Annotated in this window: 11 protein-coding genes; 7 read left to right on the top strand and 4 right to left on the bottom strand. The window is 62.9% G+C overall.

The window, feature by feature from the left end:
• Window positions 1-173: 173 nt before the first annotated feature.
• Window positions 174-971 (bottom strand): aminoglycoside adenylyltransferase family protein, encoded by a 798-nt coding sequence (locus tag ASD71_RS08615; protein ID WP_056562029.1) that lies wholly within the window; start codon window positions 969-971, stop codon window positions 174-176.
• A gap of 90 nt (window positions 972-1,061) precedes the next feature.
• Between ASD71_RS08615 and ASD71_RS08610 the strand changes: the two genes are divergently transcribed.
• Window positions 1,062-1,874, top strand: coding sequence for an SDR family NAD(P)-dependent oxidoreductase (locus ASD71_RS08610; RefSeq protein ID WP_056562028.1), 813 nt, complete (start codon window positions 1,062-1,064; stop codon window positions 1,872-1,874).
• A 55-nt stretch (window positions 1,875-1,929) separates the two neighbouring features.
• Complete coding sequence (locus ASD71_RS08605; RefSeq protein ID WP_235512179.1) at window positions 1,930-2,550, top strand: imm11 family protein; 621 nt, start codon at window positions 1,930-1,932, stop codon at window positions 2,548-2,550.
• Window positions 2,551-2,612: 62 nt separating this feature from the next.
• Here the strand turns inward: ASD71_RS08605 and ASD71_RS08600 are convergent, their stop codons facing one another.
• Both ASD71_RS08600 and ASD71_RS08595 read right to left on the bottom strand, forming a co-directional pair.
• On the bottom strand, window positions 2,613-4,226 hold the full coding sequence (locus tag ASD71_RS08600; RefSeq protein ID WP_056562022.1) for an NAD(P)/FAD-dependent oxidoreductase: 1,614 nt from the start codon (window positions 4,224-4,226) through the stop codon (window positions 2,613-2,615).
• A gap of 104 nt (window positions 4,227-4,330) precedes the next feature.
• The gene (locus ASD71_RS08595; RefSeq protein ID WP_082578831.1) at window positions 4,331-5,371 is read right to left on the bottom strand and encodes an MBL fold metallo-hydrolase; all 1,041 of its coding nucleotides are present in this window, start codon (window positions 5,369-5,371) and stop codon (window positions 4,331-4,333) included.
• 125 nt (window positions 5,372-5,496) lie between these two features.
• Here ASD71_RS08595 and ASD71_RS08590 point away from each other — a divergent pair, with 125 nt between their 5' ends.
• A complete protein-coding gene (locus ASD71_RS08590; protein ID WP_056562019.1) occupies window positions 5,497-6,141 on the top strand; it encodes a TetR/AcrR family transcriptional regulator in 645 nt (214 codons plus the stop codon).
• 627 nt (window positions 6,142-6,768) lie between these two features.
• On the top strand, window positions 6,769-8,541 hold the full coding sequence (locus ASD71_RS08585; RefSeq protein ID WP_056562016.1) for a triacylglycerol lipase: 1,773 nt from the start codon (window positions 6,769-6,771) through the stop codon (window positions 8,539-8,541).
• Window positions 8,542-8,613: 72 nt separating this feature from the next.
• Here the strand turns inward: ASD71_RS08585 and ASD71_RS08580 are convergent, their stop codons facing one another.
• Entirely contained in the window at window positions 8,614-9,180 is a 567-nt protein-coding gene (locus ASD71_RS08580; protein WP_056562012.1) for a hypothetical protein, read from the bottom strand.
• 365 nt (window positions 9,181-9,545) lie between these two features.
• Between ASD71_RS08580 and ASD71_RS08575 the strand changes: the two genes are divergently transcribed.
• The 3 genes from ASD71_RS08575 to ASD71_RS08565 are packed head-to-tail and all read left to right on the top strand — an operon-like array spanning window position 9,546 to window position 13,370.
• Window positions 9,546-10,259, top strand: coding sequence for a gluconate 2-dehydrogenase subunit 3 family protein (locus ASD71_RS08575; protein WP_056562009.1), 714 nt, complete (start codon window positions 9,546-9,548; stop codon window positions 10,257-10,259).
• A 3-nt stretch (window positions 10,260-10,262) separates the two neighbouring features.
• Window positions 10,263-12,038: a GMC family oxidoreductase gene (locus ASD71_RS08570; protein WP_056562007.1), complete on the top strand. Its 1,776-nt coding sequence runs from the start codon at window positions 10,263-10,265 to the stop codon at window positions 12,036-12,038.
• A 12-nt stretch (window positions 12,039-12,050) separates the two neighbouring features.
• On the top strand, window positions 12,051-13,370 hold the full coding sequence (locus ASD71_RS08565) for a cytochrome c (RefSeq protein ID WP_056562004.1): 1,320 nt from the start codon (window positions 12,051-12,053) through the stop codon (window positions 13,368-13,370).
• The last annotated feature ends 46 nt before the right edge of the window (window positions 13,371-13,416 follow it).

Raw genomic sequence — 13,416 nt, 5'->3', positions numbered from 1 at the left:
GACTTCCGAATCTGCGACTTGATGTGCAGGTTTGGCAGTCGCCGCACCAAGCATAGGGGGCAGGCGGCACGCCGTGTTGCTTGCACCCGCCCTGCGCTTCAGCAGTAATGCCAGCGGCCAGCTGGACTCCCGATGACGCAAGGCGCAATGAATGTCATGCGCCGGTTTCGCCGTCAGTGGGCGGGGCAAAGACCCTCGATGATTCGGCGTGCGTGAAGGATGAACGCCTCGGTTTCAATCGCATGCCGCTGCGCCAAATCGTCCGGCGCCTGCCCAAGATAAATCGCCCGCGCGTGACTGAGGATCGGCCGATACTGCGGTTCGATCCGCGCCAGCAGCCACGCCGCCGCGTCCGCCTTCGAAGCGATTTCTCTCGTCACAGCCGTGTACCAGATGCGCGCCAGCGCCAGGATGATGTTCCGCTCGTCGTCCGCCCAGTCCTCCGGCTGGTTCCACTGGGCAACCGTGTCGAGCAGCGCACGCGTCAGATCTTGGCGCGGCACGGCTTCAAAAAGCTGGTCGGCGGGCGGGCCGACGACCGGGATGCTGTGGCCCAACACCTTTGTCAGAACGATGGCGAGGTCGTGGTCTTGCATGGGCGGCTCCACGATGCCCGCCAGCAAATCCTCGCGTAGCCATTCGCCAAACTGCAGTTCGCGGCGGGCCGGGTGGCGCCAAGGCACGACATGCTGAAGCGTCATCACGGTGACTTCAAGTGCGCGCAAACTGGGCGACTGGCCCGGTGGCGCGGAGACCGTCAGCAGTTCTATCGCCAACGCACGGAGCGTGCCCGCGTCGGGCGACTCAGTCACGGTGACGAGCAGGTCGATATCGCTGTGAGGTTGCAACCCGCCGTCGACGGCGGAGCCGAACAGATGGATGGCGGCAAGGCGGGTTCCGAGATGGCGTTCGATGAGGCGTCTGGCGTCCTCGAGCTGCGTCGCGATTGCAAGGGGCGGGGCTTGGATCATGCAAGGATAATAGCCAAGCGTCGGGGCCTTGCGCCAGCCGGATCGTTACGGCGTGCGACTCGTATCCATAACAATCTTCATCGAAGCTTCATGACCAACTACCCCCAACTATTCAGTCTTCAAGGCAAGATCGCGGTCGTACTCGGTGCGGCTTTCGGCATTGGCCAAGCATCCGCGCACGCGCTGGGTGCGATGGGCGCCTACGTGATGTGCGCTGACCGCGATGAGAACGGCGCGCAGGCCACCGCGCAGCAGATCATCGACGGCGGCGGCGCGGCCGGCTGGATGCAGACCGATGCCGCCAGCGGCGAGTCCATCGCGCAGTTGGCCGCTAGAGTTCTGGACGAGCAAAAAAGGATCGACATCGCGGTTGCGACGCCGGCGCTGAACATCCGCAAGTTGATCGTCGATTACACGGAAGACGAGTTCGACCAGGTGGTGAACCTGAACCTGCGCGGCGCGTTTCACTTCATGCGCCACTTCGGCCGGCCGATGATGAAGCAGGGCGCGGGCAGCATGATCCTGTGTTCGTCGATGCGCGCCGTGACGATCGAGCCCGGGCTGGGCATTTACGCGGCCACGAAGGCCGGCATCGAACAGATGGTGAAAGCGTTTGCGGCCGAGGTCGGCGGCTATGGCGTGCGCGTCAATGCGGTGATGCCGAGCATCATCGAGACCCGTCTGACCGAGCCGCTGAAGGAACGTCCCGAGATCTACAACACCTACGCTGGCCACACCGTGCTGAACCGGTGGGGACAGCCGTCCGAGGTGGGCGCTGCGGTGGCATTTCTGGCGTCGGATGCCGCGAGCTATATCTCGGGCAGCAGCCTGGCGGTGGATGCGGGGTGGACGGCAATTGATGGGCCGCCCACGGGGCTGACGCAGACGCGGCCGTCTGAATAAGCGCGTTGGCGTTACGATGGTGAGCCTTGGATCTGTCCCGGAGAATGCTCACGTGATGACGTTTGAATCGCAGAAGGGAAAATACTTCGTCCTCGGCGCGGGCATTTGGCGCGACGGCATTGGCCCGGGCCTTGTAATCGCCAACGAGGAAAAGCTGATTCGGCCCGGGATGTACACGATGGACCCGCCCGACGGCGATCCTTCGCAGTACTGCGAACGGCCGCACATCGTCCATGTGCCGGAACAGGGCGGGGCGCCTCGGCAATTCGAGCAGTGGTCCGGCATCTGGATCGTCTCGGAGCCGTTGAAGCAGGTATTCGAATCGGTCGATCCCGAGGCCTTTGTATTCAGCGCTTGCGACTACACGCAGGCCGACGGCTCGCCGGGGCCCCAATATTATTTCTGCAACGTGATGCGCACGCTCGACGCGCTGGATGTGGAAGCGTCGCGGGTCAAGAAAAAGTACGACCGGAATTTCCTGACCGGCGAAGACGAGCTGTACTACAGCATCCTGGGCGGCGCCAATCTCGTCTTTCGAGAGGAACGCATCGGCGATGCGCACATTTTTTGCCAGACGCAGATGTCGATCGACCCGGTTTGCGACCGGGTGATGTACGACGCGCTATGCGCTGCGGACCTGGATGGGGTGGATCTGCGGGACGCGGCGGATTTGTGATCGCCCCTGACGCCCGACGAATGCGCTGGGCGTCAGGCTGATCTGCGTTTATCCCTGATCCCTTATCCCTGACGGCCCATGATGCTCAGCGCCACGGCCTCGGCAATCTTGATCCCATCCACCCCCGCCGACAAAATCCCGCCCGCATAACCGGCGCCTTCACCCGCGGGAAACAAGCCCTGCGTGTTGATGCTTTCCAGCGTCTCGTTATCGCGCTTGATGCGGATAGGTGAAGACGTCCGCGTTTCCACGCCCGTCAGCACGGCATCGGGCATGTTGAAGCCCTTGATGGTCTTGTCGAAGGCCGGCAATGCCTCGCGAATGGCGGTGATGGCGAAGTCGGGCAGGGCGGTGGCCAGGTCGGTCAGGTGGACGCCGGGCGTATAGGACGGCTGCACGGAACCGAATTCCGACGAGGCTTTTCCTTGCAGAAAGTCGCCAACCAACTGCCCCGGCGCGCTGTAGTTGCGTCCGCCCAGCTCGAAAGCCTGCGATTCCCACTTGCGCTGAAAGTCGACACCGGCCAGCACGTGCTCCGGATAGTCGACCTCAGGCGAAATCCCCACAACGATGCCGGCGTTGGCATTGCGTTCGTTGCGCGAATACTGGCTCATGCCGTTGGTGACGACGCGGTTGGGTTCGGACGTGGCCGCGACGACCGTGCCGCCCGGGCACATACAGAAGCTGTAAACGGAGCGGCCGTTGCTGGCGTGATGGACCAGTTTGTAATCGGCGGCGCCCAGGATCGGGTGGCCGGCGTTGGGGCCGAAGCGCGCGCGGTCGATCAGGGACTGCGGGTGTTCGATCCGGAAGCCGATGGAGAAGGGCTTGGCTTCCATGTACACGCCCTGGTCGAGCAGCATCTGGAACGTGTCGCGCGCGCTGTGGCCGATGGCAAGGGCGACATGATCGGCTTCGATGTGCTCGCCGTTTGCCAGCGTGACGCCGGTGACGTTGCCGTTCTCGCGGTGCAGCGTTTCAACCCGGCTGGAGAAGCGGACTTCGCCGCCCAGCTTGGTGATGGTGTCGCGCATGACTTCGACCATGCCGACCAGGCGGAACGTGCCGATGTGGGGCTTGCTGACGTAGAGGATTTCCTCGGGCGCGCCGGCCAGGACGAATTCCTTGAGGACCTTTTCGCCGTAGTGCTTGGGGTCCTTGATCTGGCTATAGAGCTTGCCGTCCGAGAACGTGCCCGCGCCGCCTTCGCCGAACTGGACGTTGGAGTCCGGGTTCAGGATGCGCTTGCGCCAGAGGCCCCACGTGTCCTTGGTGCGCTCGCGCACGGCCTTGCCGCGTTCCAGGATGATGGGCTTGAAGCCCATTTGCGCCAGGACCAGGCCGGCGAAGAGACCACAGGGGCCGGTGCCGATGACGATGGGGCGCTTGTTGAGCGTGGAGGGTGCCTGGGCGACGAACTTGTACTCGGTGTCCGGAGACGGCTTGACGTTGCGGTCGTCGTGAAAGCGCTGGAGCAGCGCGGCTTCGTTGGCGACGTCGACATCCAGCGTGTAGATGAGCAGGATGTTGTGCTTTTTGCGCGCGTCGTAGCTGCGCAGGAAGATGGTGTAGCCGTTCAGGTCGCTGGCGGGAATGCCCAGCTTCTTGAGGATTGCCGCGGGCAGTTCCTCGGGCGTGTGGTTCAACGGCAGCTTGATTTCAGACAGACGCAACATGCTTGGGGTCCAGACAGATGGGCGATCACAACGTCGCCAAACGCGAATTGTACTGGACCGCCGCCGTCGGCTGGCCCGGCTTGTGCGGCCGGGCATGCCCGCGTTTACGGCTGCGCTTGGCCGCCGCGCCACCATGCCGTGCCGGCTTGCGGCGCCTCGATATCGACGCGCTCTCCCATGACCGGTGTGGCCAGATCGACGCCCCGTTCCCGCGCCAGTGCCGAGATGCGTTCGAACGGCTGCTCCCACGGATGCAGCGCCAGGTCGAACGTGCCGTTGTGGATTGGCAGCAGCCAGCCGCCGCGCAGGTCCAGGTGCGCCTGAAGGGTTTCTTCGGGCTGCATGTGGACGAAGGCCCAGCGCTCGTCGTACGCGCCGGTTTCCATGAGGGTCAGGTCGAACGGGCCAAAGGCGTCGCCGATGGCCTTGAAGCCGTCGAAGTAGCCGCTGTCGCCGCTGAAAAAGACCCGCAGGTCGGCGTCCTGGATGACCCACGAGGCCCACAGGCTGCGGTCGCTGTCGGTGAGGCCGCGGCCGGAGAAGTGCTGGGCGGGTGTGGCGGTCAGGCGCAGGCCGTCGACCTCGGTGGACTGCCACCAGTCCAGTTGCTCGACGCGGGCGGGGTCGATGCCCCAGGCCACCAGTTGGTCGCCGACGCCCAGCGGCGCGATAAAGCGGGTGGTCTTGTCCGCAAGCTTTGCGACGGCGGCGCGGTCCAGGTGGTCGTAATGGTTGTGGGACAGGATGACGCCTGCGATTGGAGGCAGGTCGTCGATGCTGATGGGCGGCGCATGAAAGCGCGCGGGGCCGGCCCATTGCACGGGCGAAGCGCGTTCTGAGAAGACCGGGTCGGTCAGCCAGAAGCGGCCGCGCAGTTTCATGAGGATGGTGGAGTGTCCAAGCCGGTAAAGGCTGCGGTCCGGCGCGGCTTCCAGGGCTGCGCGGTCCAGGGTGCGCACGGGGATGGCGATCTCGGGAACCGTGCCGCGTGGCTTGGCAAAGAGGACAGTCCAGGCGAGCTTGACGCCCTTCCAGAAGCCCATGGCGGGGCGCGGACGCGGATTGCTGAAACGTCCGTCGCGCTGCTGGGGGGATTGCGGATAAAGGGGCAAGGCGCGGCGGTTGCAGGCGGTGAGGGCGGTCACGGCGGGTTTTTCCCATGAGGTTTGGAAATGGCGCGTCGGCCGGAAGCTGATCGCGCCAAAAATTACACTGCACAGTGTAGTTTCCAAAATCGAAAAAGTATACCGCCCGGTGTAGAATTTCGCCCATGCCGACAACAGCCTCTGATTCCGCTAAGCAACGTCCGTCCACGCGCCTGACCGACCGCAAGCGCGAGGACATCGTGCGCGCCGCGGTGGAGGAATTTCGCACTGCCGGGTTTGAGGCGACCAGCATGGACCGCATTGCCCAGGCCGCGGGCGTGTCCAAACGCACGGTCTACAACCATTTCCCGAGCAAGGAAGCGCTGTTCGCGCTGATGCTGGAGCAGTTGTGGGCCAGCAGTGCTGCGAGCGTCGACATGGCCTACCGGCCCGATCTTCCGCTGGCGCAGCAATTGCGTCAGTTGTTGATGCAGAAGTTGGAGTTGCTGGGCGACGCCAGCTTCATTGATCTGGCGCGCGTCGCCATGGCGGAAATCATTCATTCGCCGGACCGTGCGCAGGACATCGTGTGCAGGATGGACGAGAAGGGCAGTGGGGTGACGGCGTGGATTCAGGCGGCGATCGCCGATGGACGCCTGAAAGCAGTCGACCCGGGCTTTGCGGGCCACCAACTGGAAGGGCTGGTGAAGGGCTTTGCGTTCTGGCCGCAGGTCACGCTGGGGCAGCCGCCATTGAAAAAGGCAGAACGCGAAAGCGTGGCGGATTCGGCCGTGGGAATGTTCCTAGGGTATTACGCGAGCGGCGATTGAACTCACGCGGAGCGGGGCTGCTCGCACACAAGAACTCGCCCAGCAAGCAGCAGAACAAGATGCGTTGCGCACCTGGCTCCATGCGGTAAGTGGAGAAAGGTGGTGGCCGCAGTTTGCGCCTGGTTGCGTTCGATGCTGCGTGTCGTCAGCGTAAGACCTTGGTGGCGGTCGCTGACGCCGAGGGGACCGCGTCGATGTGCGTCCATGAATACACCGTCAGGCATCATGAAGCTGGGTAAACAGTCTTCTGCGTGCGCCACCACCAAAGCGGACCTATGGTGGTGCCGACGGCAGTTGGCAAAGGCGTCATGTGCGGCCTGCGCGACGCGTTCGCTAACGATCCGCTGTGTCCATTCGCATCACGCTTGTCTGGCGATGGCGGTCATGAGCAGTCAATATGCGGCCGTTACTCTCATGTTCAGGTTTTTTGGGCCAAATCGGCTTCCCCGACATACTCGAATTGGAGGATGCGAAGCCTTGCCTGCAGTCTTAGTATCCCGGTTTGTGTCGCGCGCCTGCGGGAAACCATGGACGGCATGTGTGCTGTTGCAGTTCGATGTGGCCAAGGAGCGGGTGCGGCTGTCTGTCCGAGCGCGGTGCGGAGGCGGCTTCTAAAACGGAGGATCCATGATGGCGAGTGATAGCGCCTGCATCAACCGGTCAGGAGGCAGCCGTTATTTGGCCGTTTTTTTCCACGGTCTTAGTGAGACCTCCGCCACGATGCATTCGTTGATAGCAGCATTGCGGGAAACACCAGATGGCGCAGATACCGACGTGTTCGTCCCCGATTTGCCATTCAGAGTCTTGTCTCGAGAGGATCCGACGGCCGTTCTGGCAAAAGTTGTGCTTCAGATGGACCACATTTGGAACTTGAAGCAGTCTGAGGGGCGGCCCTACGAAAAGGTCTTGTTGGTGGGCCACAGCATGGGCAGCCTCTACGCACGCAAACTGTACGTGGTTGCGATGGGAGAAATCCAAGAGGCGCCGTTCGAGGGCGGGTTGGCTCAGGCCTTGGGTCGCGATGCTGCAAAGTCTCTGGCGTGCGCTAGACCCTGGGGAATGGCGATCCACATGATCGTACTGTTGGCAGGTATGAATCGTGGCTGGCGCGTGTCGCATCACATGTCGCTGCACCGCGGTGTTGCGATGAGCGTCGGGCTCGTCGCGGGGCGGTTGATACAGGCGTTTGGGGGGCGGCCCTTCATCGTGATGTCGGCGCATCAGGGTGCCCCTTTCATTACCCAGTTACGTCTGCAGTGGCTGGCGTTGCGAGAGCGCATGCAAGCTCAAGGTCGGCCGCTCGCGCACGTTGTCCAGTTGTTGGGAACGCAGGATGATCTCGTGCCGCCAAGCGCGAACATCGATCCTGTGACCGGTAGTGATTTCAGCTACTTGGAGGTTCCCCGCTCAGGTCATGCTTCGGTTGTGTTCATGGGCCGCGAGCATGGGGCGGTGGGCGCGGAGCGCAAGAAGGTATTCCAGCGTGCGCTTTTGGACCAACGAGGCGAATCAGGGATGGTGCCTTTGGCGATTGCGGAGATTCCGCCTTCGGATCCGGAAGTCAGCGACGTCGTTTTTGTGATGCACGGCATTCGGGACCTAGGGTATTGGACGGAGAAAATTGGTCAACGGGTTGCCGCTCACGCGGCCAGCTCCAAGAACTCCAGGAAGGTTGCTCTGGAAACGTCCACCTATGGGTACTTTCCGCTTTTGTCGTTCTTGCGGCCTGGCGCTAGACAGGCCAAGGTCGAATGGTTGATGGACCGAGTCACAGAGGCCAAGGCGCGGTTTCCAAACGCTCGTCTCTCTTACATCGGCCACAGTCATGGCACCTATCTACTGGCGAAGGCCATGAAGGACTACCCTGCTGTGTCCTTCAAGCATGTTGTCCTGGCCGGGAGTGTCTTACGGACTGACCAGGACTGGCCGTCGTTGATCCGCAATGCCAGGGTGGAAAAGGTTCTCAGTTTCACGGCCAGCGCAGATTGGGTGGTCGCGTTCTTTCCGAATGCGATGCAGCGGATACAGTGGCAGGACGTGGGCGGCGCGGGTCACTATGGTTTTAGCAAGCAGGAACCGGGTCTATATCAGCTACCGCCACCCAATCGATATGTCTCAGGCGGGCACAGCGCTGCGCTGGACGAAAATAGCTGGGATTCAATCGCCGAATTCGTGCTCGATGGCAGCTTCGTGCTTTCTCCCAAACTTCCGGTGCAGAGGGAGCACGCTCGTTGGGTTGCGGCTGGTGCAGTCTGTGCGCCGTTCCTCTGGCTGTTGATCGCCGCGATCCTGATCGGTGGTGGTTGGCTAATTGTGCAGCTTGACATAAGCGAGTGGCTCAAGACGCTCACGCTGTCGGCGTATATCGGTTTAATCTGGTTTGCCTTGACCAAATTCTAGTGAATGGTCTCGATCCGTCGCGGTAAACCGGGCGCATGGTGATTCGTCGCCGCTGCGCCATCCCCACGCCCCTCAGAAAAGCTTCAGCGCCTGTGCCACCCACAGCGCCAATCCGATCACGATGCCGATCATAAGTGTCTTGCGCAGGCCGCCGCGTGCGGGAACGGCGCCTGGCGCCGGGCCGGCCTCAAAACCTTCAGTCGAAGCGCGTGGCGACGGGATCGCCGCCGCGTCGGGTGATTCGGTCTCGATGGTGAACACGGGCCGGGCCTGCCGATCGGGCATCAGGCCGCTCAAGTCCTTGCTGTCCAAGCCCGCGCCGCGCAGCATGTCCCACAGGCCCGTCATGGCCTGGCCATTGCGCAGGGCCTCGATGCGTTCGCGCTCTGCGCGGGGCACTTCGTCCAGGCTTGCGTAGCGGCGTCCGTTCACGGTGACGGCGCCATCGTCGATCTGGACGTTGAACGTCTCGCCGTTTTCGGTGCCTGAATAGCGCCACGATTCACTGACCGCCACGCCATCCATTCCGCCGTCCAGCAGGGCTTCGATTTGCGCGCGCTGCTCGGGCGTGAGGTCCGTTGTGGAACTCCAGCTTCGGGTGATCGTCGAACTGCGCCAGGTCTTTGTGTTGTCGCTCATGTGGGATCTGTCATGGGTTGCAGGGGCCGCCGACAGGACCGTTGCCTCGGCGTTCATGCACGCGCATTGCCGCGCAAATATACCGAATCCATTCACCTTGTTGTCAGAAAAGCCCGCATTCGCGGGCTTCTTACGTTGTCCTTAATGCAAAAGACTTTCCCACGTCAAGAAATTCCATCTGATACGGTCGAACGAGCGGATCAGAAGCGCATAATGCCGACACCTGCTCTTACGTCCCTTTTCAAAGAGCAGTGTTGATTTTGAGCAAGAAAAGAGCGTGTTGTCACTAGCTCGGGCAGTTCGTGTTTCCAGGTTTCATGTTCGGTAGCGCGCTAGGACAACTTGGAGTAATCACGGAGATGTCCATGACTGATGACGCACAGCCGCGCCGGCGGTTTCTGCAAACGATGGCCATTGTGCCAGCGTCGACGCTGGCGATCGGCGGCCTGACCGTCGGCTGTACCAACGCCGCCGACGGCAATGCCGCAAAGTCGGCCAAGCCCTACGAACCCACCTATTTCACCAAGGCCGAATGGGCCTTCATCGTTGCCGCGGTGGATCACCTGATTCCCGCCGACGAGTACGGCCCTGGCGCGATCGTGGCCGGCGTGCCCGAGTTCATCGACCGTCAGATGGAAACGCCCTTTGGCCACGGCAAGCTGTGGTACATGGACGGGCCGTTCCACACCGACCAGGTGCCGGAACTGGGCTACCAGCTCGACCAGAATCCCCGCCAGGTCTATCGCAACGGCATCGAGGCCTGTGATGCCTGGTGCGTGAAGACGCACGGCAAGGCATACGCCGAACTGGACAAGGCCCTGCAGGAACAGATCCTGAAGGATCTGCAGTCGGGCAAGATCGCGTTCGAATCCGTGCCGTCCAAGACGTTCTTCAGCTTCCTGCTGGCCAACACCAAGGAAGGTTTCTTTGCCGATCCGATTTACGGCGGCAACAAGAACATGGTGGGCTGGAAGATGGTGGGCTTTCCCGGCGCGCGCGCCGATTTCATGGACTGGGTCGACCAGCCCAACGTGAAGTACCCCTATGGCCCCGTGTCGATCTCTGGGGAGAAGGGTTAAATCATGGCGATCAAGAAAGACAAAGTTGATGCGGTGCTGGTCGGATTCGGCTGGACCGGCGCGATCCTGGGCCAGGAGCTGACCGAAGCGGGCCTGCAAGTGCTGGCGCTGGAGCGCGGCGGCATGCAGGACACGCCCAAGGACGCCGAGTACCCCAAGGTGATCGACGAACTGAAATATTCGGTGCGCGGTTATCTGTTCCAGGACCTGTCCAAGGAAACCGTGACGATCCGCCACGGCGTGGACGACGTGGCCGTGCCGTACCGCCAGAATGGCTCGTTCCTGTTGGGCACGGGCGTGGGCGGCGCGGGCTTTCACTGGAACGGCATGCACTACCGCGTGCTGCCCGAAGAGCTGGAACTGCGCACGCGCTACGAAACGCGCTATGGCAAGAAGTTCATTCCGGAAGGCATGACGATCCAGGATTTCGGCGTGACGTACGACGAGCTGGAGCCGTATTTCTCGAAGTTCGAACACGTGTGCGGTACGTCGGGCAAGGCCGGCAACCTGAACGGCAAGATCGTCGAAGGCGGTAATCCGCTGGAAGGCAAGCGCAGCAAGGAATTCCCGCTGCCGCCGCTGGCCACGACCTACGGCGCCTCGCTGTTCGACAAGGCCGCGCGCGAAGTCGGCTTCAATCCGTATCCCACGCCGGCCGCCAACGCATCGGGCCCGTACACCAACCCGTACGGCGTGCGCCTTGGCCCCTGCAATTTCTGTGGCTTCTGCGAGAACTACGGCTGCTACATGTATTCGAAGGCCTCGCCGCAGACCACCATTCTGCCGGTGCTGCTGAAGAAGCCGAATTTCGAGCTGCGCACGCGTGCGCAGGTCATCAAGGTCAATCTGGATTCGACCGGCAAGAAGGCAGTGGGCGTGACGTACATCGACGCAGACGGCAACGAGGTCGATCAGCCCGCGGATCTGGTGATCCTGTCGGCGTACCAGATGCACAACGTGCGTCTTCTGCTGCTGTCGGGCATCGGCAAGCCGTATGACCCGAAGACCAACGAAGGCGTGGTCGGCAAGAACTACGCGTACCAGATGAACGGCGCGGTCAACGTGCTGCTGCCCAAGGGCACGCAACTGAACCCCTTCGTCGGCACCGGCGCGGGCGGTGTGGGCATGGACGACCTGAACGGCGACCAGTTCGACCACGGCCCGCTGGGCTTTGTGGGCGGCGCCAGCATCCGCCACGTGCGCTACGGCGGCCGTCCCATCAAGCAGACGCCGACGACGCCGGGCACCCCGACGTGGGGCACGGCCTGGAAGGCGGGCGTGCAGGACGCCTATCAGCGCTTCATGACGATCGGCATTTCCGGCTCGGTGATGTCGTACCGCGACGCCTACCTGTCCCTCGATCCGACCTACAAGGACGCCTATGGCCAGCCGCTCCTGCGCATGACGTTCGACTGGCACGACAACGAGTTCGACATGCTGGGCTACATGGGCAAGCGCATGGAGACCGTGGCCAAGGCCATGAATCCTGAAAAGCACTTCGTAGCCGTGCGCAAGAAGGGCGCGCGCTACGACACGCGCGTCTACCAGAGCACGCACAACACGGGCGGCGCCATCATGGGCTCCAACCCCAAGGAAAGCGTGGTCAACAAGTACCTGCAAAGCTGGGACGTGCCGAACGTGTTTGTGATGGGCGCCTGCGTGTTCCCGCAGAACATGGGCTACAACCCGACCGGTCTGGTCGGCGCGCTGGCCTACTGGTCTGCCCAGGCGATCCGCGAGCAGTACCTGAAGAACCCCGGCCCGCTGGTTCAGGCTTAAGGAGACGGAACAATGATCAAGCACTCCATTGTTGCGGCCCTCTCGGCCCTGGTTGCCAGCGCCGCGTTCGCGGCCGGCGGCACGCCCGCATCGACCGACGCGCAGATGATCAAGCAGGGCGAGTACCTGTCGCGCGCCGGCGACTGTATCGCCTGCCACACGGCGTCGGGCGGCAAGCCCTTTGCCGGTGGGTTGGGTATCGATTCGCCGCTGGGCATGATCTATTCGACGAACATCACGCCGGATAAGGAAACGGGCATCGGCAATTATTCGTACGAGGACTTCGACCGGGCCGTGCGCCACGGCGTGGCCAAGGACGGACATTCGTTGTATCCGGCCATGCCTTACACCGCCTACGCCAACGTCACCCCCGACGATGTGAAGGCCCTGTACGCCTACTTCATGCACGGCGTCGAGCCCGTGAAGCAGGAAAACAAGGACACGGACATTGTCTGGCCGATGTCGATGCGCTGGCCGTTGACGGTGTGGCGTTGGGTGTTTGCGCCCGACGTCGTCACGGCGCCGGTCACCATCGACGCCAGCGGCGCCGACAAGCAGGCGCTGCTGCGCGGCCGATACCTCGTTGAGGGCCTGGGCCATTGCAGCACCTGCCACACGCCGCGCGGCGTGGCCTTGCAGGAAAAGGCGCTGACCGACGCGGACGGCTCGGCCTTCCTGTCGGGCGGCGTGGTCGAAGGCTGGCTGGCCAAGAACCTGCGCGGCGACGCGACCGACGGCCTGGGCGCCTGGACCAAGGAAGACATCACGACCTTCCTGAAGTCCGGCCGCAACGGTCATTCGGCGGCGTTCGGCGGCATGGCGCAAGTGGTCGAGGAAAGCACGCAGCACCTGACCGACGACGACCTGAATGCCATCGCGGTGTACCTGAAGAGTCTGCCGCCGGTGAACAAGGACGCCACCAAGCCGCTGGCCTATGACGAGTCCGTGGCGAATGCGCTGCGCACCGGCAAGGACAAGAGCGACGGCGCCATGGCCTTCCTGAACAACTGCGCGGCTTGCCATCGCAGCACGGGCAAGGGCTACACCGAGACGTTCCCGCAGCTCGCGCTGAGCTCGACGGTCAACTCGGCTGATCCGGCGTCGTTGATCCACATCGTGCTCAAGGGCGCCCAGATGCCGGGCACGGCGTCGGCCCCCACCGCGTACGCGATGCCGGGTTTCGACTGGCGCATGACCGACAAGGAAGTCGCCGACGTGGTGAGCTTCGTTCGGTCGAGCTGGGGCAACAAGGGCGCGGCAGTCAGCGCGTCCGACGTGGCCAAGGTGCGCAAGGACATCGGCGCCGCGCCGCAGCCGGTGCGCGCGCAGTGATGTGACGATGTCGTGATCGACTCCCGCCGGGGTATGGGCGGGAGGC

The sequence above is a fragment of the Achromobacter sp. Root565 genome (assembly GCF_001427425.1).
Classification (GTDB): domain Bacteria; phylum Pseudomonadota; class Gammaproteobacteria; order Burkholderiales; family Burkholderiaceae_B; genus Achromobacter; species Achromobacter spanius_D.
This window is presented reverse-complemented; position numbering and strand designations above follow the sequence as displayed.

Excerpts from the sequence above, each read along its gene's own strand:
- ASD71_RS08600 (WP_056562022.1), bottom strand. The coding sequence starts at position 4,226 with ATGTTGCGTCTGTCTGAAATCAAGCTGCCGTTGAACCACACGCCCGAG.
- ASD71_RS08575 (WP_056562009.1), top strand. The coding sequence starts at position 9,546 with ATGACTGATGACGCACAGCCGCGCCGGCGGTTTCTGCAAACGATGGCC.
- ASD71_RS08580 (WP_056562012.1), bottom strand. The coding sequence starts at position 9,180 with ATGAGCGACAACACAAAGACCTGGCGCAGTTCGACGATCACCCGAAGC.
- ASD71_RS08610 (WP_056562028.1), top strand. The coding sequence starts at position 1,062 with ATGACCAACTACCCCCAACTATTCAGTCTTCAAGGCAAGATCGCGGTC.
- ASD71_RS08565 (WP_056562004.1), top strand. The coding sequence starts at position 12,051 with ATGATCAAGCACTCCATTGTTGCGGCCCTCTCGGCCCTGGTTGCCAGC.
- ASD71_RS08585 (WP_056562016.1), top strand. The coding sequence starts at position 6,769 with ATGATGGCGAGTGATAGCGCCTGCATCAACCGGTCAGGAGGCAGCCGT.
- ASD71_RS08570 (WP_056562007.1), top strand. The coding sequence starts at position 10,263 with ATGGCGATCAAGAAAGACAAAGTTGATGCGGTGCTGGTCGGATTCGGC.
- ASD71_RS08590 (WP_056562019.1), top strand. The coding sequence starts at position 5,497 with ATGCCGACAACAGCCTCTGATTCCGCTAAGCAACGTCCGTCCACGCGC.
- ASD71_RS08605 (WP_235512179.1), top strand. The coding sequence starts at position 1,930 with ATGACGTTTGAATCGCAGAAGGGAAAATACTTCGTCCTCGGCGCGGGC.
- ASD71_RS08615 (WP_056562029.1), bottom strand. The coding sequence starts at position 971 with ATGATCCAAGCCCCGCCCCTTGCAATCGCGACGCAGCTCGAGGACGCC.